Origin of the sequence: Microbacterium sp. PI-1 (genome assembly GCF_004337555.1) — a bacterium.
In the GTDB taxonomy this organism is placed as follows: Bacteria; Actinomycetota; Actinomycetes; order Actinomycetales; family Microbacteriaceae; genus Microbacterium; species Microbacterium aurugineum.
Genome location: NZ_SJYZ01000002.1, coordinates 91,743 through 116,226, shown reverse-complemented (window position 1 = coordinate 116,226; position 24,484 = coordinate 91,743). Strand labels below are relative to the sequence as shown.

General features: G+C 68.0%; 28 protein-coding genes and 1 pseudogene. 15 read left to right on the top strand and 14 right to left on the bottom strand.

Annotated elements, in window-relative coordinates; all coding sequences use genetic code 11:
* Window positions 1-9 precede the first annotated feature (9 nt).
* Window positions 10-915: a heme o synthase gene (locus tag E0W80_RS02490; RefSeq protein WP_131491177.1), complete on the top strand. Its 906-nt coding sequence runs from the start codon at window positions 10-12 to the stop codon at window positions 913-915.
* Between the two features lie 69 nt (window positions 916-984).
* On the opposite strand, the gene E0W80_RS02485 is transcribed toward E0W80_RS02490, so the two are convergent.
* Together E0W80_RS02485 and E0W80_RS02480 are read right to left on the bottom strand one after the other, a co-directional pair.
* Window positions 985-1,422: a tetraspanin family protein gene (locus E0W80_RS02485; protein ID WP_131491176.1), complete on the bottom strand. Its 438-nt coding sequence runs from the start codon at window positions 1,420-1,422 to the stop codon at window positions 985-987.
* Window positions 1,423-1,487: 65 nt separating this feature from the next.
* Window positions 1,488-2,618 carry a COX15/CtaA family protein gene (locus E0W80_RS02480; protein ID WP_047519999.1) on the bottom strand — a complete coding sequence of 377 codons (1,131 nt, stop codon included), beginning with the start codon at window positions 2,616-2,618 and terminating at the stop codon, window positions 1,488-1,490.
* A gap of 233 nt (window positions 2,619-2,851) precedes the next feature.
* Between E0W80_RS02480 and sufB the strand changes: the two genes are divergently transcribed.
* The 6 genes from sufB to E0W80_RS02450 all read left to right on the top strand — a co-directional run bounded on the left by sufB (window position 2,852) and on the right by E0W80_RS02450 (window position 8,154).
* Window positions 2,852-4,270 carry a Fe-S cluster assembly protein SufB gene (gene sufB, locus E0W80_RS02475; RefSeq protein ID WP_131491175.1) on the top strand — a complete coding sequence of 473 codons (1,419 nt, stop codon included), beginning with the start codon at window positions 2,852-2,854 and terminating at the stop codon, window positions 4,268-4,270.
* Window positions 4,270-5,475: a Fe-S cluster assembly protein SufD gene (gene sufD / locus E0W80_RS02470; RefSeq protein ID WP_047520003.1), complete on the top strand. Its 1,206-nt coding sequence runs from the start codon at window positions 4,270-4,272 to the stop codon at window positions 5,473-5,475. Before sufB ends, sufD begins: the two co-directional genes overlap by 1 nt.
* Entirely contained in the window at window positions 5,472-5,798 is a 327-nt protein-coding gene (locus E0W80_RS02465) for a non-heme iron oxygenase ferredoxin subunit (RefSeq protein WP_131491174.1), read from the top strand. The genes sufD and E0W80_RS02465 overlap by 4 nt, the downstream gene beginning before the upstream one ends.
* 3 nt (window positions 5,799-5,801) lie before the next feature.
* Window positions 5,802-6,572 carry a Fe-S cluster assembly ATPase SufC gene (gene sufC, locus E0W80_RS02460; protein WP_047520007.1) on the top strand — a complete coding sequence of 257 codons (771 nt, stop codon included), beginning with the start codon at window positions 5,802-5,804 and terminating at the stop codon, window positions 6,570-6,572.
* Between the two features lie 9 nt (window positions 6,573-6,581).
* A complete protein-coding gene (locus tag E0W80_RS02455; RefSeq protein WP_021200756.1) occupies window positions 6,582-6,911 on the top strand; it encodes a metal-sulfur cluster assembly factor in 330 nt (109 codons plus the stop codon).
* Window positions 6,912-6,999: 88 nt separating this feature from the next.
* Window positions 7,000-8,154, top strand: a complete 1,155-nt coding sequence (locus tag E0W80_RS02450; RefSeq protein ID WP_131491173.1) for an aminotransferase class I/II-fold pyridoxal phosphate-dependent enzyme — start codon at window positions 7,000-7,002, stop codon at window positions 8,152-8,154.
* Between the two features lie 81 nt (window positions 8,155-8,235).
* Here the strand turns inward: E0W80_RS02450 and E0W80_RS02445 are convergent, their stop codons facing one another.
* Window positions 8,236-8,820 (bottom strand): TetR family transcriptional regulator, encoded by a 585-nt coding sequence (locus tag E0W80_RS02445; protein WP_052193278.1) that lies wholly within the window; start codon window positions 8,818-8,820, stop codon window positions 8,236-8,238.
* Between the two features lie 76 nt (window positions 8,821-8,896).
* Here E0W80_RS02445 and E0W80_RS02440 point away from each other — a divergent pair, with 76 nt between their 5' ends.
* Complete coding sequence (locus tag E0W80_RS02440; RefSeq protein ID WP_131491172.1) at window positions 8,897-9,595, top strand: ABC transporter ATP-binding protein; 699 nt, start codon at window positions 8,897-8,899, stop codon at window positions 9,593-9,595.
* On the top strand, window positions 9,592-10,185 hold the full coding sequence (locus tag E0W80_RS02435; RefSeq protein ID WP_131491171.1) for a CbiQ family ECF transporter T component: 594 nt from the start codon (window positions 9,592-9,594) through the stop codon (window positions 10,183-10,185). Before E0W80_RS02440 ends, E0W80_RS02435 begins: the two co-directional genes overlap by 4 nt.
* Before the next feature lie 3 nt (window positions 10,186-10,188).
* On the opposite strand, the gene E0W80_RS02430 is transcribed toward E0W80_RS02435, so the two are convergent.
* The 4 genes from E0W80_RS02430 to E0W80_RS02415 all read right to left on the bottom strand — a co-directional run bounded on the left by E0W80_RS02430 (window position 10,189) and on the right by E0W80_RS02415 (window position 14,139).
* Window positions 10,189-11,499, bottom strand: coding sequence for an acyltransferase (locus E0W80_RS02430; RefSeq protein ID WP_131491170.1), 1,311 nt, complete (start codon window positions 11,497-11,499; stop codon window positions 10,189-10,191).
* Between the two features lie 98 nt (window positions 11,500-11,597).
* Complete coding sequence (locus E0W80_RS02425) at window positions 11,598-12,269, bottom strand: response regulator transcription factor (RefSeq protein WP_131491169.1); 672 nt, start codon at window positions 12,267-12,269, stop codon at window positions 11,598-11,600.
* On the bottom strand, window positions 12,266-13,516 hold the full coding sequence (locus tag E0W80_RS02420; RefSeq protein ID WP_131491168.1) for a histidine kinase: 1,251 nt from the start codon (window positions 13,514-13,516) through the stop codon (window positions 12,266-12,268). The genes E0W80_RS02425 and E0W80_RS02420 overlap by 4 nt, the downstream gene beginning before the upstream one ends.
* Before the next feature lie 5 nt (window positions 13,517-13,521).
* Window positions 13,522-14,139, bottom strand: a complete 618-nt coding sequence (locus E0W80_RS02415) for a VTT domain-containing protein (protein WP_131491167.1) — start codon at window positions 14,137-14,139, stop codon at window positions 13,522-13,524.
* Window positions 14,140-14,302: 163 nt separating this feature from the next.
* Between E0W80_RS02415 and E0W80_RS02410 the strand changes: the two genes are divergently transcribed.
* From E0W80_RS02410 to E0W80_RS02400, 3 genes are all read left to right on the top strand, one after another.
* Window positions 14,303-15,901 carry an ABC-F family ATP-binding cassette domain-containing protein gene (locus E0W80_RS02410; RefSeq protein ID WP_047520019.1) on the top strand — a complete coding sequence of 533 codons (1,599 nt, stop codon included), beginning with the start codon at window positions 14,303-14,305 and terminating at the stop codon, window positions 15,899-15,901.
* Between the two features lie 66 nt (window positions 15,902-15,967).
* Window positions 15,968-16,546 carry a pyridoxamine 5'-phosphate oxidase family protein gene (locus E0W80_RS02405; protein WP_131491166.1) on the top strand — a complete coding sequence of 193 codons (579 nt, stop codon included), beginning with the start codon at window positions 15,968-15,970 and terminating at the stop codon, window positions 16,544-16,546.
* Window positions 16,543-16,977 carry a cupin domain-containing protein gene (locus E0W80_RS02400; protein ID WP_131491165.1) on the top strand — a complete coding sequence of 145 codons (435 nt, stop codon included), beginning with the start codon at window positions 16,543-16,545 and terminating at the stop codon, window positions 16,975-16,977. Before E0W80_RS02405 ends, E0W80_RS02400 begins: the two co-directional genes overlap by 4 nt.
* 15 nt (window positions 16,978-16,992) lie before the next feature.
* Here E0W80_RS02400 and E0W80_RS02395 read toward each other — a convergent pair whose 3' ends face one another.
* The 4 genes from E0W80_RS02395 to E0W80_RS19295 are packed head-to-tail and all read right to left on the bottom strand — an operon-like array spanning window position 16,993 to window position 18,900.
* The gene (locus E0W80_RS02395) at window positions 16,993-17,805 is read right to left on the bottom strand and encodes an SURF1 family protein (RefSeq protein ID WP_131491164.1); all 813 of its coding nucleotides are present in this window, start codon (window positions 17,803-17,805) and stop codon (window positions 16,993-16,995) included.
* Window positions 17,802-17,996 (bottom strand): hypothetical protein, encoded by a 195-nt coding sequence (locus E0W80_RS02390; RefSeq protein WP_047520029.1) that lies wholly within the window; start codon window positions 17,994-17,996, stop codon window positions 17,802-17,804. Before E0W80_RS02390 ends, E0W80_RS02395 begins: the two co-directional genes overlap by 4 nt.
* Window positions 17,993-18,340, bottom strand: coding sequence for a DUF3099 domain-containing protein (locus tag E0W80_RS02385; protein ID WP_047520031.1), 348 nt, complete (start codon window positions 18,338-18,340; stop codon window positions 17,993-17,995). Before E0W80_RS02385 ends, E0W80_RS02390 begins: the two co-directional genes overlap by 4 nt.
* 50 nt (window positions 18,341-18,390) lie before the next feature.
* Complete coding sequence (locus E0W80_RS19295) at window positions 18,391-18,900, bottom strand: DUF4190 domain-containing protein (protein WP_205802290.1); 510 nt, start codon at window positions 18,898-18,900, stop codon at window positions 18,391-18,393.
* A 139-nt stretch (window positions 18,901-19,039) separates the two neighbouring features.
* Here E0W80_RS19295 and E0W80_RS02375 point away from each other — a divergent pair, with 139 nt between their 5' ends.
* Window positions 19,040-19,750 (top strand): beta-ketoacyl-ACP reductase, encoded by a 711-nt coding sequence (locus E0W80_RS02375; RefSeq protein WP_047520033.1) that lies wholly within the window; start codon window positions 19,040-19,042, stop codon window positions 19,748-19,750.
* 15 nt (window positions 19,751-19,765) lie between these two features.
* On the opposite strand, the pseudogene E0W80_RS02370 reads toward E0W80_RS02375, so the two are convergent.
* The 3 genes and pseudogenes from E0W80_RS02370 to E0W80_RS02360 form a co-directional block, all read right to left on the bottom strand.
* Window positions 19,766-20,416 (bottom strand): annotated as a pseudogene (locus tag E0W80_RS02370) (alpha/beta fold hydrolase); the annotation flags it as partial.
* Between the two features lie 89 nt (window positions 20,417-20,505).
* Complete coding sequence (gene serB, locus E0W80_RS02365) at window positions 20,506-21,141, bottom strand: phosphoserine phosphatase SerB (RefSeq protein WP_131491162.1); 636 nt, start codon at window positions 21,139-21,141, stop codon at window positions 20,506-20,508.
* Window positions 21,142-21,190: 49 nt separating this feature from the next.
* Entirely contained in the window at window positions 21,191-22,432 is a 1,242-nt protein-coding gene (locus tag E0W80_RS02360; protein WP_131491161.1) for a glucose-1-phosphate adenylyltransferase, read from the bottom strand.
* Window positions 22,433-22,478: 46 nt separating this feature from the next.
* Between E0W80_RS02360 and glgA the strand changes: the two genes are divergently transcribed.
* Complete coding sequence (gene glgA / locus E0W80_RS02355; RefSeq protein ID WP_131491160.1) at window positions 22,479-23,663, top strand: glycogen synthase; 1,185 nt, start codon at window positions 22,479-22,481, stop codon at window positions 23,661-23,663.
* Between the two features lie 17 nt (window positions 23,664-23,680).
* A complete protein-coding gene (locus E0W80_RS02350) occupies window positions 23,681-24,466 on the top strand; it encodes an ABC transporter ATP-binding protein (RefSeq protein WP_047520043.1) in 786 nt (261 codons plus the stop codon).
* The last annotated feature ends 18 nt before the right edge of the window (window positions 24,467-24,484 follow it).

The window sequence follows — 24,484 nt, the reverse complement described above, 5'->3', positions numbered from 1 at the left end:
ATCTCGACGATGTCTGATCAGACCGTGAGGAAGTCGTCCATCGGTCGCACGGTGAAGGCGTACGTGACGCTCACCAAGCCGCGTGTCCTCGAGCTGCTGCTCGTGTCGACCGTGCCGGTGATGTTCCTCGCGCAGGGCGGACTGCCGGACCTCTGGCTCGTGCTGGCCACCGTCATCGGCGGATCCCTCAGCGCAGGTTCGGCGGCGGCGTTCAACATGTACCTCGACCGCGACATCGATGCGCACATGCATCGCACCGAGAATCGGCCGCTGGTGACCGGCGAGGTCAGTGCGCGCGGCGCACTCGTCTTCTCGTGGACGCTCGCGATCACCTCGACCGTCTGGCTGCTGCTCACGACCAACTGGCTCACGGCGACGCTCTCCGCCACGGCGATCTTCTTCTACGTCGTGATCTACACGATGATCCTCAAGCGCCGCACCGAGCAGAACATCGTCTGGGGTGGCATCGCCGGGTGCTTCCCGGTGCTCATCGGCTGGTCCGCCGTGACCGGCTCGCTCGACTGGCCGGCGTTCATCCTCTTCCTTCTCGTGTTCCTGTGGACCCCGCCGCACTACTGGCCGCTGTCGATGAAGTACAAGGACGACTACGAGGACGTCGACGTCCCGATGCTCGGGGTCACGCGCAACGCCTCGCAGGTCGGCCTCCAGGTGATCCTGTACGCCTGGGCCACGGTCGCCTGCTCGCTCCTGCTCGTGCCGATCGCGGACATGGGGCTGGTGTACACGGTCTCCGCCGCGGTGTTCGGCGGATGGTTCATCTACGAGTCGCATCGCCTGTACAACCGTGCGGTGCGCGGTACCGAGCCTCGCCCGATGCGCGTGTTCCACGCTTCGATCACCTATCTGACGTTGATCTTCGTCGCGGTCGCGGTCGATCCGCTGCTGCCTTTCTGACCACTCCTCGAACACGACGGGGCGGCACCGATCTCTCGGTGCCGCCCCGTCGTGTTCCAGCTCGGGTGATCAGCGGGTGACGGAGGGGTCGTCCTCGGTCTTCTCGTCGGCCGCCGGCTCGACTGTGTCGGGGGCACCGTCCGCGGGAACCTCGGTGGTCGGGACCGCGGTGGACTCGGGTGCGACCGGAGTCGACGGCTCCTCCGCTTCCACCGTCCAGTCGATCGTCTCGACGACGGCCGGAGCAGGGACGGGGACGAGCGAACGCGCGGCGACAAGTCCGAGCGTCAGCAGGATGCCGACGATGCCGGCGGCGAGCACGCCGGCGCCCACGACGACGAGCGACTGTCCGACGTACACCTCGATGCCGGTGGCGGTGCCATCGAGCAGCGTGCTGGTCATCGTGGCGATCTGACCGGAGATCAGCCATCCACCCACCGCGGTCGCGGCGAGGGAGACGACGAGCAGGAGCCAGAAGCCGATGCTTCGTGAGAGTGACTTGTTCATGCGGCCATCATCGCCGACCTGCTGATGAGTCGGCGATGCGGCGCCTGTGCATCGCCTGTGCGACCTCAGTCTTCCGCAGGGACCGGACGCCGCAAGCGCAGCACGACCACCGTGTAGGTCGCGGCCGAGAGTGCGGCAAGGACCATGTGGATGCCGACCAGCACCGGGGGGAGTCCTTCGCGGGCCTGCCACACCCCGACACCGACCTGCACGAGGATCGCGAGGACCAGCACGAGCAGCCAGCGCCGGGGCTCCAGACGGAGCACCCAGGCAGCGATCGTCAAGAACAGCACCAGGCCGGCGAGGATGTATCCCGGCCAGGAGTGCACATGCGCGAGCACTGTCGCATCGAAGCCGTGGCGCAGCACGTCGGCGTCACCGGAGTGCGGACCGGAACCCGTCGTCAGGACGCCGAACAGGATCGTCATGGCCAGGACGAGGCCGGTCAGGTGGGTGACGATCGCGAACCAGGTCGGCACCGAGCGCTCGCGCGGCCCCGGCGCGGTCTTCAGACGCACCAGGAAGGCAGCCGTGACGCACACCAGCAGCAGTGATGACGCGTAGTGGAATCCCACGATGAACGGGTTGAGTCCGGTGAGGACCGTGATGCCGCCGACGAGCGCCTGTGCCACGACGCCTGCCAGGACGATCCAGGCCAGAGTGACGAGATCGCGTCGTGCGGCGGTCGTGCGCACCGAGTGGACCGCGGCCGCGATGATCGCGAGGAGGAGGACACCCGTCGCGAAGGGGAACGCGAGAGGAGCCTCTTCCGCTCCGGACAAGCCGGAGACGAGGGTCACGAGGAAGTAGGTGAGAACGGCTCCCACGATGCCGCCGACGGCGAACCACAATGCCCGGACCAGGCCGCGCTTCCCGCTGTACCGACGCAGGACCAGGAGCACGACCACGAGCGCGATGATCCCGACGACGCCGGTCATCAGGCGGTTGCCGAACTCGATCAGGCCGTGGATGCCCTGCACCTCGAAGACCGGGACGAGGGACTCGGGAGTGCACAGCGGCCAATCCGAGCAGCCCAGTCCCGAACCGGTGAGGCGCACGGCGCCACCGGTGCCGATGATGATGGTCTCGCTGAGGAAGGAGAGCCAGGCGAAGACCGTCAACGCACGGCCCCACAGCGCTGAACGCGGCGGTGCCGTGTCCGTCTTCGGGGAGGCGGGGATCATCGTCTCGGGCATAAGTCCTCCGGACCGCGCGCGACGCGGCGGGCATGGCCCGTCTGTCAGGCGGAACCTGTAGAATCGGATTGTTGCGATGAGCGCTGACCGCGCTGAAGCATCGTCAACAGTTTAGGCGCGATGGAAGCGCCGGTGATGAGGGCCCACCAACGGCACCCGCTCCCGCAGACTCGACGGGGATCAGGTGTGTCGGGGCGGATGACACCGTTTGGGACCTGTGAGGAGAGTGTTGGATGTCGGATGTACTGATCGACCGCCCGGAGCTTGACGGTCTGGGGGTGTACGAGTTCGGCTGGCACGATGAGGACGCTGCGGGTGCCATCGCGAAACGCGGTATCTCGGAAGAGGTCGTCCGCGGCATCTCGGCCCTCAAGAACGAGCCCGAGTGGATGCTGAAGACCCGTCTCAAGGGATATCAGCTCTTCGGGCGCAAGCCGATGCCGACGTGGGGCGCAGACCTCAGCGAGATCGACTTCGACAACATCAAGTACTTCGTCCGCTCCACGGAGAAGCAGGCGCAGTCCTGGGAAGACCTTCCGGCCGAGATCCGGGACACCTACGAGAAGCTCGGCATCCCCGAGGCCGAGCGTCAGCGCCTGGTCGCCGGTGTCGCCGCTCAGTACGAGTCCGAGGTCGTGTACCACCAGATCCGCGAGGACCTGGAGCAGCAGGGCGTGATCTTCATGGACACCGACACGGCTCTGCGTGAGCACCCGGAGTTCTTCGAGGAGTACTTCGGCACCGTCATCCCCGCGGGTGACAACAAGTTCGCCGCGCTCAACACGGCCGTGTGGTCGGGCGGTTCCTTCGTCTACGTCCCCAAGGGCGTGCATGTCGAGATCCCGCTGCAGGCGTACTTCCGGATCAACACCGAGAACATGGGCCAGTTCGAGCGGACCCTGATCATCGCCGACGAGGGCAGCTACGTCCACTACATCGAGGGCTGCACGGCTCCGATCTACAAGTCGGACTCCCTGCACTCGGCCGTCGTCGAGATCATCGTGAAGAAGAACGCCCGCGTGCGCTACACGACGATCCAGAACTGGTCGAACAACGTCTACAACCTGGTCACCAAGCGCGCCGTGGCGCACGAGGGAGCGACCATGGAGTGGGTCGACGGCAACATCGGCTCCAAGGTGACGATGAAGTACCCGTCGATCTATCTGATGGGCGAGCACGCCAAGGGGGAGACGCTCTCGGTCGCCTTCGCCGGCCCCGGTCAGCACCAGGACGCGGGCGCGAAGATGATCCACATGGCGCCGTACACCCAGTCGTCGATCGTCTCGAAGTCGATCGCGCGTGGCGGCGGGCGCGCCGGCTATCGCGGCGAGGTGCGCGTGGACGCCGCGGCGCACCACTCGGCGAACACCGTGCGATGCGACGCGCTGCTCGTCGACACCAAGTCACGCTCCGACACCTACCCGGCGATCGACATCCGTGTCGACGACGTGCAGCTCGGCCACGAGGCCACGGTCTCGAAGGTGAGCGAGGAGCAACTGTTCTACCTGCAGTCGCGCGGAATGCCCGAGGACGAGGCGATGGCGATGATCGTGCGCGGCTTCATCGAGCCGATCGCACGCGAGCTGCCCATGGAATACGCGATGGAACTGAACAAGCTCATCGAGATGGGCATGGAAGGATCGGTCGGCTAGTGACCGCCGCTACGACAGCGCCTGCCGAGGCGCAGCACACGAACGCGCACATCGACCCCGCGGCCCAGGTCGCAGAAGCCGGATTCGTCCCGGTGCAGACCCGCTCGGAGCGGCCGCACTCCTTCGAACCTTCCGACTTCGGCGCCCCCACCGGGCGCGAGGTCAACTGGAAGCACACCCCGATCGCGCAGCTCACGCCGCTGTTCGAGGTCGCGTCACCGAACGACGGCGTCAGCTACGCGCACAGCGCAGGGGAGCAGTACATCGCCGCCCCGCTCGCCGTCGGCGCGGAGCCCCGTGGTGAGGTCTTCCTCGCGGAGGACATCACGGCCGCCGTCGCCTGGCAGGGCAGCTCCGAGGCCCTTCATGTGCGCATCCCGCGTGAAGAGGAGGTCGCAGAGCCGATCTTCATCGCCATCACGGGGCTGGGCGCTGAGCGTCGGGCCGATGCGCACATCGTCATCGAAGCGCTCGAGCACAGCGCGGCGACGGTCGTCCTCCAGCACACTGGCTCAGCGCAGTACGCGCAGAACGTCGAGATCATCGTCCGCGACGGGGCGAAGCTCACCGTCATCAGCCTGCAGCAGTGGGCCGATGACGCCGTGCACGCCGCCGCGCACCAGGCCAGGGTGGGCGCGGATGCGACCCTCAAGCATTTCGTGGTCAGCTTCGGTGGCGGCGTCGTGCGGGTCAACCCGAGTGTCGAGCTCGCCGGCGCCGGCTCCGAGGGGTACCTCTATGGCCTCTCGTACGCGGACGCCGGGCAGCACCTGGAGAGCCAGGTGTATCTGCACCACAAGGGGCCGCACACGAAGGGCGACGTCCTCTACAAGGGGGCATTGCAGGGACAGAGCGCCCACAGCGTCTGGATCGGCGACGTGCTCATCGGTGCAGACGCGACGGGCACCGACTCCTACGAGGCGAACCGCAACCTGGTGCTGACCGAGGGCGCGCGCGCCGACTCGATCCCGAACCTCGAGATCGAGACCGGCGACATCCTCGGTGCGGGCCATGCCAGCGCCACCGGTCGTTTCGACGACGAGCAGCTCTTCTACCTCCAGGCCCGCGGTATCACGGAAGAAGAAGCGCGACGACTCGTCGTGCTCGGCTTCCTCACCGACATCGTGCAGCGTCTCGGCATCCCCGCTCTCGAGACCGAGTTGCTGGCGGCGATCGAGGCGGAGCTCGCCGAGGTGAGTGCATGACCGCCGAACGCGTCTGCGGTGTCGCCGACCTCGAGCAGGACACGCCTCTGCGCGTCGACCCGGGTGGTGTGCCCATCACCGTGATCAAGGACGGTGACGGAGTCATCCACGCCATCGGCGACACCTGCACCCACGGCGACATCTCGCTGTCCGAGGGGTTCGTCGAGGGAGACACCGTGGAGTGCTGGGCGCACGGCTCGGCCTTCTCGCTGCTCACCGGCAAGCCCCAGAATCTCCCCGCATATGAGCCCGTCCCGGTCTACGTCGTCCAGATCGACGGCGACGACGTGCTCATCGATCCGACTGTGATTAAGGAAGTCTGAAGAATGTCTGTTCTCGAGATCCGCGACCTGCACGTGACGGTCGAGACCGAGGCGGGGACCACCCCGATCCTCAACGGAATCAACCTCACCATGAACACCGGTGAGACCCACGCCATCATGGGCCCCAACGGCTCCGGCAAGTCGACCCTGGCCTACACGATCGCAGGTCACCCGAAGTACACGGTGACCTCCGGTTCGATCACCTTCGACGGCCAGGACGTCCTGGAGATGAGCGTCGACGAGCGCGCTCGCGCAGGACTGTTCCTCGCGATGCAGTACCCGGTGGAGATCCCCGGCGTCACGGTGACGAACTTCCTGCGTACTGCGAAGACCGCGCTCGACGGCGAAGCACCGGCGATCCGCGGGTGGACCAAGGACGTCAAGGCCGCCATGTCGAACCTGCGCATGGACCCGAAGTTCGCGCAGCGCAATGTCAACGAGGGCTTCTCCGGCGGTGAGAAGAAGCGTCACGAGATCCTGCAGCTCGAGGTGCTCAAGCCGAAGTTCGCGGTCCTCGACGAGACCGACTCCGGCCTCGACGTCGACGCGCTGAAGATCGTCTCCGAAGGTGTCAACCGTGCGAAGGAGTCCACCGGGCTCGGCGTGCTGCTGATCACCCACTACACCCGCATCCTCCGTTACATCCGTCCCGACTTCGTCCACGTGGTCGTCGCGGGCAAGATCGTGGAAGAGGGCGGCCCGGAGCTCGCCGACCGGCTGGAGAACGAGGGATACGACCGTTTCCTCGACCCTGCAGCCCCTATCGAGGCGTAGGCTGATCGCATGACAGCGACCCTCACGGACGAGAAGTACGACGCGGTCACCGAGGCTCTCAAAGACGTCATGGACCCCGAGCTCGGGATCAACGTCGTCGACCTCGGCCTCATCTACGACCTCGCCTGGGATGACGAGAACGATGCTCTCGTCATCCACATGACGCTGACCAGCGCCGGGTGCCCGCTCACCGATGTCCTCGAGGACCAGACGGCTCAGGCTCTGGACAGCGTCGTCGATCGCTTCCGGATCAACTGGGTCTGGATGCCGCCGTGGGGTCCGGAGCGGATCACGGACGACGGGCGTGACATGATGCGCGCTCTCGGCTTCGCGATCTGACCGTCACGGAGGACCGTCGGTCGGCGTCATCGACGCGCGCCGGTTCGGAGGACACCGCGATGGCGTGTGTCGAATCTCGGGAGAACGAATGCTTCAGGTGAAGGCGCTGCCTCTGGCAGAACTCCGTGAGCGCAGCAGCGAGAAGTGGCGCGAGTACCCGGCCGACGTGCTTCCGCTCTTCGTCGCAGAGACCGATTTCCCGCTCGCACCTGCCGTCTCCGCCGCGCTGCAGCGCGCGGTGGCGGTCGGCGACACCGGTTACGTGGCCTCCCGGACACCCCTCGCCGAGTCGTTCGCGGCGTTCGCGGCGCGCCGGTACGGGTGGTCCCCGGATCCCGCCCGCATGCGCAGCACCGCGGATGTCAGCATGGGCCTCGTCGAGATCCTGCGTCGGGTGACCCAGCCGGGCGAGCGAGTCGTCGTGACCCCGCCGGTGTATCCGCCCTTCTACGACCTGGTCGCCGAGTCCGGTGCCGAGGTCGAGAGGGTGCCGCTGCGCGACACGGGGATCGGGTGGGAGCTCGACCTCGCTGGGATCCGCGGCGCCTTCGAAGACGGCGCGACGGCGATGCTGCTGTGCAATCCGCACAATCCGACCGGAACCGTGCACGCTCGGGAGAGTCTGGCTGCTCTCGCGGACCTGGCCGAGGAGTTCGGCGTCGCGGTCATCTCGGACGAGATCCATGCGCCGCTCGCACAGCCCGGGACGGGTTTCACTCCTTTCCTCGCCGCGAGCGACGCCGCTCGACGGGTCGGATACGCGGTGGTCAGCGCCAGCAAGGCGTTCAACCTCGCCGGGCTCAAGTGCGCGCTGATGGTCACGGCCGATGAGGAGACGACCGCGGTCGTGCGGGGTCTTCCGGTGGAAGTCGAGTGGCGCACGGGGCAGTTCGGGCTCCTGGCTGCCGTCGCCGCGTTCTCGGAAGAGAGCGATGAGTGGCTCGACGGTCTGCTGCGCACCCTGGACGAGAATCGCGTCCTCCTCGAAGACCTGCTCGCCTCGCATCTGCCCGGCGCGCGCTATCGCATACCCGAGGCGGGATACCTTGCCTGGATCGACCTCTCCGCCCTGGGATGGGGGGAGAACCCCGCACGACGTATCCTGAGGGACGCCAAAGTCGCTCTGCACTTCGGCCCCGCGTTCGGGATCGAAGGCGCCGGGCACGTTCGGTTGAACTTCGGCACGAGTCCGGAGATTCTCACCGAAGCAGTCGAGCGCATCGCCGCGCTCGTCGATCGCTGACCCCTGGACCGACGCTGAGACGTACGTGGTCGTCGCTCCACGGGGCGGCACCGCTCACTGTGGTAGCCGAGGATCCCGGACTCAGCCTCGGGGAGGCGTCGGAGTCGCCCGCGCGCTGAGTTCGCCGGCGAGGGCGCGGACACCGAGGTCGAAGACCCGGTCGAGCCCGGCCGTGACATCGGGCTCCGGGGTGGGGAGCAGTGCTCCGTGACTGTCGGCGTGCATTCTCTGCTGGACGAGGGTGGCGTGCCCGAGGACGAAGTGCAGGAGGGCGGCACCACGCTCGTCGGCATCGATCGCTCCCTGGGCCCGCAGCGCCTGTGTCAGCGCAGACTGGGCGTGCGATGAGCCGAGCTGCAGGGCATAGGTGCTGAGCACCAGTTCCGCGCCGTCGCGATAGGCGAACAGGGCGTCGCGGATCCCGCGTGCGGTCTCCAAGACGTCGGTGCCGTGGAGGGGGATCGACGCCGTGATGCGATCGGCGAGTTCGGCGAGCAGCTCCTGTTTGCTCGCGAAGTGCCAGTACAGGGCACTCGGCTGGACGTCGAGCCGACCGGCGATGCGCCGCATCGAGAGGTCCGCGAGCCCGACCTCATCCAGGAGTTCGAGCGCGTTGCGGGCGACGCTGTCTCGATCGTGTCGGGCCGGATTGGGGTCGGGGGTCATGCGCCCATTATAGTGAACGGCGTTCAGGTGAACACTGTTCAGGTTTACTGGCGCGGCAGCGGAGGAAGCGATGACGATGGCAGGACGAACCCAGGTCGCACACGGTGTGATCGCGGTCGACGGGGTGTCGGTGGAGTTCGATGGTCGCTCCGTGCTCGAGGACGTCACGCTGGAGCTGAGCGCCCCCACGATCGCCGTGATCGGAGCGAACGGGTCGGGGAAGTCGACGTTCGTGCGACTTCTGAACGGGCTGGTGGCACCGAGCCGCGGTCACGTGTCGGTACACGGGATCGATCCGCAGCGGGATCGGGCGGACCTCCGCAGGCGTGTGGGGTTCGTGTTCACCAATCCCGACGCGCAGATCCTCATGCCGACACCGGCTGAAGATCTCGCGCTCTCGGTGCGCGGGCGTCCGAAAGCAGAGGCGGACGCGCTGGTGCGCGAGGCGCTCGACGCGCATGGTCTGGCGGGCCACGCCGATGTCCCGGCGTCGAGTCTGTCCGGCGGACAGAAGCAGATGCTCGCGCTCGCTTCCGTGCTCATCACCGAGCCTGAGTTGATCGTGGCCGATGAGCCGACGACTCTCCTCGATCTCCGCAACGCGCGCCGCATCGGCGATCTCCTGCTCGCGCAGCCATCCCAGGTGGTGGTCGTGACGCACGATCTCGAACTGGCCGCGCGCTGCGAGGCGGTCGTGCTGTTCGAGGAGGGGCGGGTCAGTACCGTGGGTGAGCCGGCGACGGTGATCGAGGCCTACCGTCGGGCGTGCGCATGATCGCACTGTACATTCCCGCGCACGGCATCCTCCATCGGGCTCGTGTCACGTTCAAGCTGGCGGCCCTGGCGCTCGGATCCCTCGTCCTGTCGCTGTACCCGCACGACCCGCTCAGCATCGCCGTCTCTCTGACCCTCGTGCTGGCGCTGTACGCCATCGGCGGTCTCCCGCTCCGGGTGCCGTTCGTCGAGATCTGGCGTCTGCGCTGGCTCGTCGTCGTGCTCGGCGTCGCTCTGGCGGTCTTCGTCTCGCCTTCTGCCGCCTGGGTCAACACGGGGCGAGTCGTCGCCGTGCTCCTCCTTGCGAGTCTCTTGACGCTCACGACGCGAGTGTCCGACCTCCTCGCTGTGCTCCGTCGCTTCCTGCGGCCGCTCCACCGTTTCGGGGTGGATCCCGATGCCGCGGCCCTCACCGTCTCACTCACCCTCACGACGATCCCGGTGATGGCCGGGTTCCTCGAGCGCCTCCGGGAGGCGGAGCGCGCCCGTGGCGTGCGGTTGGGGGTGCGCACGGTCGTCCCGCTGCTCGTGCTGGCCCTGCGTCATGCGGACGAGGTCGGTGACGCGCTGGCGGCCCGGGGTATCGGTTGACCTCTAGGCCGGGACGAGGACACCCGTTACCGGTGACGGCGAGGTCTTCTCCTGCGAGCAGAGGCGGAGAGCGCTGAGGAGCAGTGCGACGGCGATCAGCGCGGTGGCCACCGAGGTGCCGAGCACCAGGAGCAGCACGATGCCGATCAGACCGCTCAGGACACCGACCACCAGCCGCGGTCGCGAAGCCGTCGCCTGCGGCGCGGGCTGTGCCTCGAATCGAGTGAACGCGACGGCGGCGAGTGCGGTGAGTGCCAGGGCGGTGACGAGCCAGAGCGGACGGCCGGCCCACCAGCCCGCGCTGTCGAGTGCGGGAAGGGTGTCCCCGACGGCCATCGCAGAGACCGCGGTGACGCCCGCCATCACGAGCAGCACGGGCATGTGCCAGAGGTAGATCGTCATGGTGCGGACGGTCACGAATCCGGTGAAGGCTGCGACGCGGGGTCGCCGGCTGAAACGTTCGAGCCGCTCGCGGTGCAAGGACAGCAGGCTCGTGTGCGCGACACCCACGAGGAGGAGCGCTCCGGTCGGCGGATTGATGTTCGCGATCAGGTCGGAGGAGTAGAGGCCGGACGCGAACGTGGCGACGAGCACCAGCAACGCACCGAATCCGGCTGCCGCCCGTGTGCGCCTGCGGAGCGCGTCGATGCGTCCGTCGGCGAGGAAGAAGCCGAGTTGCTGCAGGGCCATCCAGACGAAGGCGAGGTTCAGGAAGCCGAGCCCTTCCAGTCCGGTCACGGCGCGCAGCACATCGACGGCGATCGCCGCCGCGGCCAGCACGGTGATCGTACGATGCGGAGCCCGCTCGTGCGCCGAGGCGAGCAGCGGGAGCAGGGTCTGGCAGAGCAGGAACACGCCGAGGAACCACAGGGGTTGGCCGTAGCGGAATCCCGCGGTCGCGATGAGGTCGGCAGGGACCCCGGCGACCGTGAGCAGTGCCAGACCCACCCCGACGGCCGCGATCGTGAAGACGGCGGGCCGCAGCAGGCGGTGCAGTCGACCCGCGATGAATCCGATCGCCGTGCCTCCGCGCTCCCGAGTCCGCCGGTAGGCGAGGAGTCCGGAGAAGCCGCCGATCACGAAGAAGAGAGGCATCACCTGGAGCAACCAGCTGAGCGGCGCGATCCACGCGGTGCCGTCGCTGGCATTGGTGAAGACAGGGCCCTGGTCGGCGACCGTGACCCCCACCATGATCGAATGCAGGAGCACCACGCCCAGCACGCAGAGCGCCCGGACGAAGTCGATCCCGGTGTCGCGGGCTGGGCGCCGGGGACGCGCGGAAACGGCGGCGTGCGGCGTCTGGACGATGGCCATGAGTCCTCCTCGGGAGCGGTGTCCCAGGAGACTATGGATGCGGTGACCGCAGCGGCATCACCCCCGGGTGCCGTTGCGACCCCCTACGAGGGGGTGAGTCAGGACGACGGCTCGACCAGACCGGTGTCGTAAGCCAGGATCACGGCGTGCACGCGATCGCGCAGGTTCAGCTTCGCGAGCACCTTGCCGACGTGTGTCTTCACCGTCTGCTCGGCGATGAAGAGGTCGGCGGCGATCTCGGTGTTCGAGCGGCCCCTGCCGATCAGGACGAGCACCTCGCGTTCACGATCGGTGAGTTCTGCGAGCGCGGTCGCGGAGCGTGGCGCGCGGGGGCGGCGGCCGGCGAACTGCTCGATCATCCGCCGCGTCACGCTCGGTGCGAGGAGGGCGTCTCCACCGGCGACGACCCGCACGGCGTGGACGAGCTCTTCGGGCAACGCGTCCTTGAGCAGGAATCCGCTCGCCCCGGCCTCGAGCGCGTCGTACACGTAGTCGTCGATGTCGAAAGTGGTGAGCATGAGGATCCTGGGGACATGCGCGGCCGGGTACGACGGGCCGAGGATGCGTCGGGTCGCCTCGATCCCGTCGAGCTCGGGCATGCGCACGTCCATCAGGATCACGTCGGGATCGAGACGTGCTGCGAGGGTGACGGCCTCGTCCCCGGTCGATGCCTGTCCGGCCACCCGGATCCCCTCGTGGGCATCGAGGAGCGCGGCGAATCCGGCGCGGACCATGGCCTGGTCGTCGGCGATGAGCACGCTGATCGTCACGGATTCTCCTTGTCGAGGGAAGAGGCGGTGCTACCGGGGGCGACGGGAAGGACGGCGTCGACATCCCACCCGCCGTCCTCCGCGGGGCCGGCGGAGAGGCTCCCGCCGAGGATCTCGGCGCGTTCCCGCATGCCACGCAGGCCGTAGCCGCCTCCGTGACCATCAGGACGGTGTGGCGGCGCGGCGTTGTGCACACGGATGTGGACGGTGCGAGCGTCCGCGTGCAACCGCACCGCGATCCTCGCGCCGGGCGCGTGGCGGACCGCATTGCTCAGTGCTTCCTGGACGATACGGAACGCGGCGATCTGCACGGCGGGTTCGGCGTTCGTCGTGTCTCCGCCTTCGAGCACGAGGCCGACCTCGACACCGGCGCGCCGGATGCTGTCGACCAGGGCAGGGATGTCGTCGATGCCCTGCTGGGGGGCCAGCTCGGCACCCTGATCCTCGGTTCGGAGGACACCGAGCATCCGTCGCATCTCGGTGAGCGAGCTGCGCGCGGTCGCGGCGATGTCGTCGAACTCGGCCGTCGCCACGTCGCCCAACTCGGGGATGCGGTACCGCGCGGTCGACGCCTGGACCTGGATCACCGACATGCTGTGCGCGACGACGTCATGCAGCTCGCGGGCGATCCGGGTGCGCTCCTCGACGAGGGCGCGCCTGGCTTCCTCGAGCGCGCTGTGCTCCTTCTCGCGCGTCAGCTCGGCGGCGACCCGGACGCGACCGGCGACCAGAGCCGCGATGAGGAACATCGCGGCGGCGACCGCCGTCGTGACGATGAGGTCGGCTGTGGCACTCGCCGAGGACTCCGGCCGCGCCACCAGGTCGGGGCGGATGACCGGCGCGAGAAGCGACGCGATCGCACCGAGGAGCAGGGCGAACGCGCCGAGTCGTCCGCCGTGGACGAAGGTGACGACGCCCACGAAGAGCACGAACGTCAGGAGTGCGGGGACGGACCACGGCCACGGGGACTCGACCGCCATCTCGGTGACGACCGTGAGGGGCAGGGTGAGGGCGGCCGCCGTGAAGAGGCCGATGGCCAACGCCGGGCGGGAGAGTGCGAGCAGCGGCGAAGCGCACAGAGCGGCACCGAGGATGAACGACAGGGGCAGCGGTGTGCCGTACAACACGGTCTGCAGCGACACCAGAACCGCGTACAGCGCCGCGGCCGCCGCACCCAAGGCCACGAGGGCGGCGGTGCGGCGGCTGATGCGTTGGCGCAAAGGTGTGCGCTCGCGTCGGCGTGCCATGACTGTCATCCTGCCAGTTGCGCGGCCGGGGCGCGGCGGCGACGGGCTGCGGCGATCCGGTCGATCACGAGCCCGACGACGAGGGCGAGGACGATCCCGAGGCCGGCGCTGAGCAGCGGCTGATCCTTGATCCAGGCACCGGCGAGCAGGCCGATCGCGAGGCTGAACACACTCCAGCTGGTGCCGGCGATCAGGCTCAACGGGAGGAACCGCCGCCAGGGGAAGCCGAGAGCGCCGGCGGACATGTTGACGGCGACGCGACCCACCGGGATGTAGCGGGCGCCGAGGATCAGAGTGGCGCTGCGTCGGTCGAGCGCATGCTGGGCGTAGGCGAAGGTGGCGGCGACCCTGGGGCGCCGCATCCAGGCGAAGCGTGTGGTGCCGATCGCCCGCCCGATCAGGAAAGCGAGGTTGTCGCCGATCGCGGCACCGACCGCCGCGACCGCACCGAGGAGCAGGAGATTCCCCTCGCCCGTCGACGCGGTGACGGCCGCCGCGGCGACGAGCACGGTCTCACTGGGCACGGGTGGGAAGAAGCCATCGATGACCGTGACCGCGAAGAGGACCAGGTACAGCCAGGGGGAGGCGATGGCCTGCATGATGAGCTCGTTGAGGATGTCCACTCGAGCACGTTATGCGGCGGGTGCGGCGGTGGGCATCCCTCCGCGGTATCGCCTGCGTCACTCTCCGGATTGATCTTGCTGAGCGAGGCCCCCGGCTACGACGCATATACTGGGAGGCTGGCCGATCGGCCGACCACCCTCCCCGAAAGAACGGACGTCCGCTGTGCTTGCCGTGCACGACCTCGAGATCCGCGTTGGCGCGCGCCTGCTGATGGAGAACGTCTCGTTCCGTGTCGCCGACGGAGACAAGATCGGACTCGTCGGCCGCAACGGGGCCGGGAAGACGACGCTCACCAAGGTGCTCGCCGGTGACGTCCTGCCGTCCGGCGGCAGTGTGACCCGCTCGGGCGAGCTCGGCTACCTGCCGCAGGACCCCCGTTCGGGCAACCCTGAAGACCTCGCCCGCACCCGCATCCTCGACGCTCGTGGTCTCGGCCAGCTGAACCTCGGGATGACCGAGGCGGCACTCGCGATGGGATCGGATGATCCCGCCGTGGCCGACAAGGCGATGAAGCGCTACGCGCGTCTGACCGAGCAGTTCGAGGGTCAGGGCGGCTATGCGGCGGAGGCGGAGGCGGCTTCGATCGCCAACAACCTCTCCCTTCCCGACCGCATCCTCGACCAGCCGCTGTCGACGCTTTCCGGTGGGCAGCGTCGTCGCATCGAGCTCGCGCGCATTCTCTTCTCGGACGCGCAGACGATGATCCTCGACGAGCCGACCAACCACCTCGACGCGGACAGCGTCGTGTGGCTGCGAGAGTTCCTCAAGGGCTACAAGGGTGGTCTGATCGTGATCAGCCACGATGTCGAACTGGTCGGCGAGACCGTGAACCGGGTGTTCTACCTCGACGCGAACCGCCAGATCATCGACACCTACAACATGAACTGGAAGAACTACCTGCGTCAGCGGGTGGCGGATGAGGAGCGCCGCAAGAAGGAGCGCGCGAACGCCGAGAAGAAGGCGACGACGCTGCAGCTGCAGGCCGCCCGTTTCGGTGCGAAGGCCTCGAAGGCCGCGGCCGCCCACCAGATGATCGCCCGCGCCGAGAAGCTGCTCGCCGGTCTCGACGAGGTCCGTCAGGAGGACCGGGTCGCCAAGCTGCGCTTCCCGAAGCCGGCACCGTGCGGCAAGACCCCGATGATGGCGAGCGGCCTCTCGAAGTCCTACGGTTCGCTCGAGATCTTCACCGATGTCGACCTCGCGATCGACCGCGGGTCCAAGGTCGTCGTGCTCGGCCTCAACGGTGCCGGAAAGACCACGCTGCTGCGGATGCTCGCAGGCGTCGATCAGCCCGATACCGGCCAGCTCGAGCCCGGTCACGGACTGAAGGTCGGGTACTACGCGCAGGAGCACGAGAATCTCGACGTCAGCCGTTCGGTGCTCGAGAACATGGTGTCTGCTGCGCCCCACATCACCGAGACCGAAGCGCGCAAGGTGCTCGGCTCCTTCCTGTTCACCGGGGACGATGTGCTCAAGCCGGCGGGGGTGCTCTCCGGTGGGGAGAAGACCCGCCTGTCCCTCGCGACGCTCGTCGTGTCGTCCGCCAACCTGCTGCTGCTCGATGAGCCGACCAACAACCTCGACCCCGCCTCACGTGAGGAGATCCTCGGAGCGCTCGCGCACTACGAGGGCGCGGTGGTCCTCGTCTCGCACGACCCCGGCGCCGTGCAGTCGCTCAACCCCGAGCGCGTGCTGATCCTGCCCGACGGCGTCGAGGACATCTGGAGCCAGGAGTATCAGGACCTCATCGAGCTCGCCTGACCGCGCTCGCCCTGCTGTGCAGGTCGATGACGGATCCACTCGGCGACTCATGGCATAGTCGGGAGCATGTCGACTGAGCCGCGATCCCGTCCTTCCGAGATGAGTGCGTGGTTGCGCGTGCAGCCCTCGCTCACGGGAGCAGTACCTCCGGGTGAAGCCGTCGAACGTCCCGATGACCCGGTACCGCTCTTCCGGGAGTGGATCACGACGGCGGCCGCGACGGGAGTGCCGGAGCCGCACGCGATGACCCTGGCGACGCTCGACCTCGACGGCATACCCGACGCCCGGACGCTGATCCTCAAAGACGTGGATGAGCGCGGATGGGCCTTCGCGGGTTCCCGCTCCTCGCGCAAGGCCGCCCAGCTCGACGCGCACCCGGTGGCCGCGCTGAACTTCTGGTGGCAGCCCGTCCTGCGTGCCGTGCGTGTCCGCGGACGGATTCAAGAGGCATCCGTCGAGGAGAGCGCAGCCGACCTCGCGGCGCGTTCGGCCCAGGCCCGTGCCGCTGTGGCGCCCGGGGAGTGGGTCCTCTGGAGGCTCCTCGCGACCCGTGTCGAGTTCTGGCAGGGTGCGCCCGACCGGCACCACACACGAATCGTCTATGACCGTACCGACGCCGGTTGGAGCATCGAGGAGCAGGCATGAGTGACTATCAGGTGGTCGAGATCGGGGCGCTCGACGAGTGGCGTGCCCACCACGGAGGTTTTGACGCCGCCCGGGCGCGCGACGGCCGAAGGGTCGTGGATCACGAGCTGACCATGCAGTACATCGGGATGACGGCGAACGCGCTCGAACCGGGTGAGGAGGCCGGGTACTGGCACGTGCACAGGAAGATCGAAGAGGTGTACGTGTTCCTCGGTGGGCGCGGTCAGATGGGTCTCGACGACGACGTCGTCGAGGTCGGACCCGGAACCGTGATCCGCGTCGGTCAGGGCGTCGCCCGCACCTGGCGAGCACGGCCGGACAGCCCGGGGGAGCTGCGCTGGCTCTGTCTCCGCGCCGCCGGCGAGGAGTTGCCTCGCTTTCCGGATGACAGCGCGCGTCTGCCGGAGCGGCCGATGCCCTGGGTGGACTGAGCGTCCGTCCCGGCGTCACCGCACGTCGAGCAGCTCATCCTCGACATCGGCGTCGTGATCACGGCGACGCGGACTCTTCACGGGCGCAGGAACACCTTCGACCTCTTCCCGGTGTTTCACGATCTCCGTGCGGATGATGTACCCGATGAAGATGAATCCCATGAGGGCGAACAGGATCCACTGGATCGCGTACGACAGGTGCGGGCCGGGGTCATCGGTGGGGGAGTCGAAGCCTCCCAGAGACCCGGATCCTGCGGGATCTTCGCTGATCACCCGACCATAGGCCCCCGTGATCACCTCGCCGTCGACCTGCTCGGCGATCGAGGGCAGGTTGATCGTGGGCACCTGCCCCTCGGGCGCGCCACGTCCCGAGGCGGGAAGCTGCTCGCCCGGGCGCAGACGCACGGTCACCTCGACCTCTCCCTCCGGTGGCGACGGCACCGAGTCCGGCTCGGCGCCCTCGCCCGGAGGTACCCAGCCGCGGTCCACGATGAAGATGCGCCCATCGGCGTCACGGAACGGGACCAAGACCTCGAAGGCGCTCGTCCCGCCGTGCGGACGGTTGCGCACCAGCAGCTCCTGATCGGCCAGATACTCACCCTGCAGCGTGACGGGCCGCCACTCGTCGTCGGGATCGAGCGCACCGTCCTCGCCTATCACCGCGGACAGCGGGACGGGAGCCGCGTCGTAGTTCTGCTCGACGAGCTCGATCTGCGCGGCGCGCGTCTCGTTCCTCTCGAACTGCCAGTTCGAGAGGAAGACGCAAGCGATCGCGAAGCCGATCGCGATGAGCACGTACACGCTCCAGCGGGTCAGGCGCCGGCTCATGCGGGAACCCCATCACGAACGGTCACCGGGAAGTCGCGCGCCGCCAGGTAGTCGCGGAGGAAATCGACATGTGCATCGCACGCCAACCAGATCTTCTCGCGATCGGCGGCATGGATACGGGGATTGCGCCACACCACCTGGCGGGTCGCCGCGCTCCGGCAACCGGCACGCGAGCACTCGAAGTCGTTCATGGTTCTTTGGGGCCTTCGTGGATCGTGAAGATCTGCGGAGCCGATGGTTCGGAGTCGAGCGGCGTGGGCCGCGGGGCATCGATCTCCCGCAGGGGGGATTCCGCGGTGGTCTCGGTGCTGTCGCTCCCGGCGTTCGCGAACACCACGGCGATGTAGGGCAGGACAGCGGCGGAGATGCCGAAGACCCAGGTGTACCACCCGTACGGCTGGACCAGCACCATGAGCCCGAAGCACACGATGCGGATCGTCATCGTCAAGGCATAGCGGCGCACACGATGGTCTGCCTCATCCCGCGGAGACTGCGGCAGTGAGGTGACGGCCGGGACTTGACGCGCGTTCTTCACGATGCATCCAGCCTACGCCGATGCAGACCCCTCGGATGCCCTTCGGGGACTCAGCCGGCGAAGATGAACGGCAGGCTGAAAGCCCCGAGGAACAGGAAGCTGATGATCGTGCTGACCAGGACGAACACGCCCACGCCCACCACCGCATAGCCGAGGATCAGTCCGGCGATCGCCATTCCTCGGCCACCGATTCCCGGATTGCGCTTGGTCTGTCCGAGCGCCATGTGACCGGTGATGACCGCCGCGACGGATGCCAGGAGCGGGATGACCGCCCAGAAGAGCACGATGCCGGCGAGGCCGCAGACCAACGAGGTGACCGCCAGCGGGCTGGTGGGGCGCGACACGACGACGGGGTACCCGGGCGCCGAAGGAGGGCTGTAACCGGGCTGGACGGGTGCCGCTCCCCATCCGGGTTGCGACGGAGCGACGCCGTATCCCGGCTGCGCGGGCGGGGCGTACCCCGGCTGCGGCGGCGGCGCGGACGGTGCGGGCGGAGCGGGCGGTGGCGGCGGGCTGTCCGGCGTCTCGTCTCCGGGAGAGGGGGTGCGGTTGTCGCTCACGAGGAAGCCTTTCGTCGATTTCAGATTCCCAGCATGCAGAGTGTCTGTCAACGCGGTGCCGCGGCCGGCGTCGGCAACATCGGTAGGATCGATGACGGCCCGGAACCCCGCGCCACCTGCCCAGATCAGGAGTGTCCCCATGAGCGCTGAGCGCGTCGTCCTCGTCACCGGCGGCAATCGCGGCATCGGCCGCGCGATCGCAGAGCGCTTCGTGCGCGAGGGATACCGCGTCGCCGTCACCGCGCGCAGCGGCGAGGGCCCTGAAGGCACCCTCACGGTCCGTGCGGACGTGACCGACGCCGCAGCGATCGACGCCGCGTTCACCGAGGTGGAGCAGCAGCTCGGTCCGATCGAGATCGTCGTCGCGAACGCGGGGATCACGAAGGACACGTTGTTGCTGCGCATGAGCGAGGACGACTTCGACAGCGTCGTGGCCACCAACCTGGGCGGGACGTTCCGCGTGGTCAAGCGCGCCTCGAAGGGGATGCTTCGGGCTCGCTTCGGCCGGATCATCCTGATCTCCAGCGTCGTGGGTCTGTACGGCTCCGCGGGGCAGGTCAACTACTCCGCGTCCAAGAGCGCACTGGTCGGCTTCGCCCGCTCGATCACGCGCGAGCTCGGTGCTCGCGGCATCACGGCGAACGTCGTCGCTCCCGGGTTCATCGAGACCGACATGACCGCGGAGCTCCCGGAGGAGACGCAGAAGCAGTACAAGGCGAACATCCCGGCTGCCCGTTTCGCCACGCCGGACGAGGTCGCCGGGGTGGTGACGTGGCTCGCCGGCGACGATGCCGGCTACATCTCCGGTGCGGTCATCCCCGTCGACGGCGGTCTCGGGATGGGGCACTGACGCATTCCGAGAGCATCACCGCGCGATCGCGGCGTTGAGGAGCCCGCCCAGCCGCTCCGGCACGGAGAACTGCGGCCAGTGGCCGGATCCGATGCGGACGACTTCGGCTGACTCGATCGCGTGGAACTCGTCGGCGAACGGGCCCCACTGCTCGATCACCTTCTCGAACGCGGACTGATCGAGGTCGCCCATCAGCAGGGTCACCGGCACACGGTAGCGCGCCGGATCGCGGAGCGCGATGCCGTCCGTCGGCACCCGTGCAGGGACGCTGTGCGTGAGCGGTGCGGTCCGTGCGCGCGTGGCCTCATCGAGGTCGTTGACGTCTTCATCGGGGAAGTGATCCCATCCCGGGAACGGCACGACCCCGTCGACGACGTCGAACTCGCTGATCCCGTGTCCGTCCGCGGGCGGCGCCGTGTCGACGAAGATCACGCGGCGCACCCGGTCGGGGCGAGCGTCTGCGACACCCCAGGCGACATTGCCGCCGCCGCTGTGCCCGACGACCACGACGTCGCCGTCGACGGCATCGACGGCGGAGGCGGCGGCAGCGATCCACTCGGCGATGCCGATCTCGGAGGAGACGGATGCGTCTTCGCCGAGTCCGGGCATGCTGAGCGGGTGCACCCGATGACCTGCCTCCTCCAGCGCCGGGATCACGTCGTCCCAGCTGGATGCGTCGAGTCAGAGTCCGGGAATGAGGATGATGTCCATGAGCCGACGCTAGTGGCGGGTTCGGACAATCGCCAGGAGTTCTCCTACGGAAGCAGCGCGATGACCTCGGAAAGGTCCTGCGGGCCGATCACGAGGCTGGCCGCCTCACGGACCGCGGGCTTCGCGTTGAAGGCCAAACCGAGCCCGGCGACGGCCATCATCGCCAGGTCGTTGGCACCGTCACCGATCGCGATCGTGGCGTGTGGCGCGACCCCGAGATCGGCCGCCCACTCCTGGAGGGAGCGCGCCTTCGCCGCCCCGTCGACGATGTCTCCGTCGACGTGACCGGACAGCGAGCCGTCGACCACCTCGAGCCGGTTCGCCCGCCAGCGGTCCACGCCCAGGTCGGGCGCCACCACGTCGAGGATCTCGTGGAAGCCTCCGGAGACGACGCCGACGACACCGCCGCGGGCGCGGACGGCGGCGGTGAGTTCGCGCACGCCCGGGGTGGGTTCGATCCGCGCGCGCACACGCTCGAATGCCGACACCGGAACGCCCTTCAGCGCGGCGACCCGGGAACGCAGGCTCGTCGCGAAGTCGACCTCGCCGCGCATCGCCGCCTCCGTGGCAGCCTGCACCTCGTCGCGCCGTCCGGCCTCGTCGGCGAGCAGTTCGATCACCTCATTGCGGATGAGGGTGGAATCGGCATCGAGGACGACGAGGAATCGTGCAGCAGTCACTCGTCGAGCCTATCCATCACCCGGTGGGTCGACGCGCCGCGTGACGTCTTCAGCGTTCGATGAAGACGCCCTTGCCGACCACCGTGATGCCTGATTCCGTCACCGTGAAGCCACGAGCGAGGTCGCGCTCCCGATCCACGCCCACCGTCGCGCCGTCGGCCAGCACCACGTTCTTGTCGAGGATCGCACGATGCACGCGGGCTCCTTGACCCACCTGGACGTGGTCGAACACGACAGAGTCGGTGATGGTCGACCCGCCACCGGCGAGCGTCCACGGTCCGACGACGCTGCGTTCGAGATGGGTCCCCGAGAGCACGGAGCCGAGCGACACGATCGAGTCGATCGCGTTGCCGATCCGCCCGACGGAGTCGCGCACGAACTTCGCCGGAGGCGAATTGACCGCCTGCGAGTGGATGGGCCACTCCATGTTGTAGAGGTTGAACACGGGCAGCGTCGAGATCAGGTCACGGTGCGCGTCGAAGAAGGAGTCGATGGTTCCGACATCGCGCCAGTACGAGCGGTCACGCGGGGAGGACCCGGGAACCTCGTTCTGCTTCATGTCGTAGTACCCGGCCTCGCCCCGGTCGACGAAGTAGGGGACGATGTCGCCGCCCATGTCGTGGCCCGAGGTGGGTGATTCACCGTCGGCCTCGACGGCCGCGATGAGGGCATCGGCATCGAAGATGTAGTTGCCCATCGAGGCGAGCACCTCGTGCGGCGAGTCCTCGAGACCGGCGATGTCGGTCGGCTTCTCGAGGAACTGCTTGATCCTTCCCGACTCCGCGTCCGCATCGATCACGCCGAACTGCGAGGCGAGGGCGAGCGGCTGGCGGATACCCGCGACAGTCGCCTTCGCCCCGGACGCGACATGGGCCTCGAGCATCTGCCGGAAGTCCATCCTGTACACGTGGTCGGCGCCGATGACCACGACGATGTCGGGCTTCTCGTCGTTGATCAGGTTCATGCTCTGCAGGATCGCGTCGGCGGAGCCGGAGAACCAGCGCTTGCCGAGGCGCTGCTGCGCGGGGACCGAGGTGACGTAGGAGTCGAGGAGGGCCGACATGCGCCAGGTCTGAGAGATGTGGCGATCGAGGCTGTGGGACTTGTACTGCGTCAGCACGACGATCTGTCGCAGACCGGAATTGATGAGGTTCGAGATCGCGAAATCGATGAGTCTGTACTGTCCGCCGAACGGCACCGCCGGTTTCGCGCGATCCGCGGTGAGAGGCATGAGTCGCTTGCCCTCGCCGCCGGCGAGGATGATCCCGAAAACCTTCTTTGGAGCGGACATGGCTCCACCATAGATGCGTTCACGGCTGCTGTACTAGCGTTCAGACATGCGAGTCGAAATGATCACGAAGGAGTACCCGCCCGCGGTCTACGGCGGTGCCGGCGTGCACGTCGCGGAACTGGTCGCTGCGCTCCGCGAGCACGTCGATGTGCGGGTGCGTGCGTTCGGCGAGCCGCGCGAAGAAGCGGGTACGTTCGCCTATCGCACGCCTGTCGAGCTCGCTGATGCCAACGCTGCGCTGCAGACGCTGGGGACGGACCTCGAGATCGTGTCAGCGATCACCGACGCCGACCTGGTGCACAGCCATACCTGGTACGCGAACTTCGCCGGTCACCTCGCCTCTCAGCTGCACGGCATCCCGCACGTGCTCACCGCCCACAGCCTCGAGCCCCTGCGCCCGTGGAAGGCCGAACAGCTCGGAGGGGGCTACGCCATCTCCAGCGGCGTCGAACGCCTCGCCTATGAGAACGCCGCCGCCGTGATCGCCGTGAGCGCCGGCATGCGGGAGGACATCCTGCGCAGCTACCCCCAGGTGGATCCCGCGAAAGTGCGCGTGATCCACAACGGCATCGATGTCGAACGCTGGCGGCCGGTGCAGGACGAGGCGTTCCTGCGATCGATCGGGATGGATCCCTCGCGACCGTCCGTCGTCTTCGTCGGGCGCATCACTCGGCAGAAGGGGTTGCCGTATCTGCTCCGGGCCGCGCAGCTGCTCCCGCCTGAGGTCCAGCTCGTGCTGTGCGCCGGGGCCCCGGACACCCCGGAGATCATGGCGGAGGTGCAGGAGGGGGTGCGGATGCTCCAACAGAGTCGCGACGGAGTGATCTGGATCGAGCGGATGCTGCCGCGTGATGAACTCTCCGCGATTCTCACCGCCGCCACGACGTTCGTGTGCCCCTCGGTGTACGAGCCTCTGGGCATCGTGAATCTCGAAGCGATGGCCTGTGGAGCTGCCGTCGTCGGCACCGCGACCGGGGGTATCCCCGAGGTGGTCGCGGATGGGCGCACGGGACGGCTCGTGCCGATCGATCAGGTGCAGGACGGTACCGGCACGCCGGTCGACCCGGACCGCTTCGTCGCCGATCTCGCCGCCGTGCTCACCGAAGTGGCCATGGATCCGGAGCGGGCGCGGGCCTACGGCGAGGCCGGGAGGGAGCGTGCACGCAGCGACTTCAGCTGGGCATCTATCGCGGAGACGACGCGCGCGCTCTACGCGGAGCTGACGCCCTGAGCCGATAGGCTGGGACCATGCCGAGTGCTCTGGAATTCACCGACGTCGTCGTGCGCCGTGAGGGGCGCAACATCATCGATCACGTGACCTGGGAGGTCGACGACGATCAGCGATGGGTGATCCTCGGCCCGAACGGCGCGGGCAAGACGACGCTGCTGCAGCTCGCCGACACGCTCATGCACCCGACGTCGGGAACCGTGACCGTGCTCGGGGAGACCCTGGGACGCACCGACGTGTTCGAGGTGCGTCCGCGCATCGGATTCGCGTCGTCGGCGATGGCCAAGCGTGTCCCTCGTGACGAGACGGTCCTCAACACCGTGCTCACCGCTGCGTACTCGGTGCTCGGCCGCTGGAACGAGAACTACGAGGACATCGACGAGCGTCGGGCCCTCCGCGTTCTCGGCGACTGGCGTCTCGACCACCTGGCCGACCGCACCTTCGGCACTCTCAGCGACGGAGAACAGAAGCGTGTGCAGATCGCGCGTGCGGTGATGACCGACCCGGAGCTGCTGCTGCTCGACGAGCCGACGGCATCCCTCGACCTCGGTTCGCGGGAGGAGCTTCTGGCGCTGCTCAGCGGATACGCGTCGTCCCCGACCACCCCGGCGATGCTCATGGTCACGCACCATGTGGAGGAGATCCCCGTGGGCTTCACCCACGTGATGCTGATCCGTGAGGGTTCCGTCGTCGCGGCGGGCCCCATCGGCGAGACGCTCACGGCTGAGACCCTGACCGAGGCGTTCGGCATGCCCATCGTGCTCAGCAGCGAAGACGGCCGCTACGCCGCCCGCGCAGCTGCGTGACCAGCGTCTGATAGAATC

Excerpts from the sequence above, each read along its gene's own strand:
- E0W80_RS02375 (WP_047520033.1), top strand. The coding sequence starts at position 19,040 with ATGAGCGCTGAGCGCGTCGTCCTCGTCACCGGCGGCAATCGCGGCATC.
- E0W80_RS02445 (WP_052193278.1), bottom strand. The coding sequence starts at position 8,820 with ATGACCCCCGACCCCAATCCGGCCCGACACGATCGAGACAGCGTCGCC.
- E0W80_RS02360 (WP_131491161.1), bottom strand. The coding sequence starts at position 22,432 with ATGTCCGCTCCAAAGAAGGTTTTCGGGATCATCCTCGCCGGCGGCGAG.
- sufB (WP_131491175.1), top strand. The coding sequence starts at position 2,852 with ATGTCGGATGTACTGATCGACCGCCCGGAGCTTGACGGTCTGGGGGTG.
- E0W80_RS02440 (WP_131491172.1), top strand. The coding sequence starts at position 8,897 with ATGGCAGGACGAACCCAGGTCGCACACGGTGTGATCGCGGTCGACGGG.
- E0W80_RS02465 (WP_131491174.1), top strand. The coding sequence starts at position 5,472 with ATGACCGCCGAACGCGTCTGCGGTGTCGCCGACCTCGAGCAGGACACG.
- E0W80_RS02430 (WP_131491170.1), bottom strand. The coding sequence starts at position 11,499 with ATGGCCATCGTCCAGACGCCGCACGCCGCCGTTTCCGCGCGTCCCCGG.
- E0W80_RS02455 (WP_021200756.1), top strand. The coding sequence starts at position 6,582 with ATGACAGCGACCCTCACGGACGAGAAGTACGACGCGGTCACCGAGGCT.
- glgA (WP_131491160.1), top strand. The coding sequence starts at position 22,479 with ATGCGAGTCGAAATGATCACGAAGGAGTACCCGCCCGCGGTCTACGGC.
- E0W80_RS02435 (WP_131491171.1), top strand. The coding sequence starts at position 9,592 with ATGATCGCACTGTACATTCCCGCGCACGGCATCCTCCATCGGGCTCGT.
- E0W80_RS02485 (WP_131491176.1), bottom strand. The coding sequence starts at position 1,422 with ATGAACAAGTCACTCTCACGAAGCATCGGCTTCTGGCTCCTGCTCGTC.
- E0W80_RS02405 (WP_131491166.1), top strand. The coding sequence starts at position 15,968 with ATGTCGACTGAGCCGCGATCCCGTCCTTCCGAGATGAGTGCGTGGTTG.
- E0W80_RS02395 (WP_131491164.1), bottom strand. The coding sequence starts at position 17,805 with ATGAGCCGGCGCCTGACCCGCTGGAGCGTGTACGTGCTCATCGCGATC.
- E0W80_RS02350 (WP_047520043.1), top strand. The coding sequence starts at position 23,681 with ATGCCGAGTGCTCTGGAATTCACCGACGTCGTCGTGCGCCGTGAGGGG.
- E0W80_RS02490 (WP_131491177.1), top strand. The coding sequence starts at position 10 with ATGTCTGATCAGACCGTGAGGAAGTCGTCCATCGGTCGCACGGTGAAG.
- E0W80_RS02450 (WP_131491173.1), top strand. The coding sequence starts at position 7,000 with ATGCTTCAGGTGAAGGCGCTGCCTCTGGCAGAACTCCGTGAGCGCAGC.
- E0W80_RS02400 (WP_131491165.1), top strand. The coding sequence starts at position 16,543 with ATGAGTGACTATCAGGTGGTCGAGATCGGGGCGCTCGACGAGTGGCGT.
- E0W80_RS02420 (WP_131491168.1), bottom strand. The coding sequence starts at position 13,516 with ATGGCACGCCGACGCGAGCGCACACCTTTGCGCCAACGCATCAGCCGC.
- sufC (WP_047520007.1), top strand. The coding sequence starts at position 5,802 with ATGTCTGTTCTCGAGATCCGCGACCTGCACGTGACGGTCGAGACCGAG.
- E0W80_RS02480 (WP_047519999.1), bottom strand. The coding sequence starts at position 2,618 with ATGCCCGAGACGATGATCCCCGCCTCCCCGAAGACGGACACGGCACCG.
- E0W80_RS02390 (WP_047520029.1), bottom strand. The coding sequence starts at position 17,996 with ATGAACGACTTCGAGTGCTCGCGTGCCGGTTGCCGGAGCGCGGCGACC.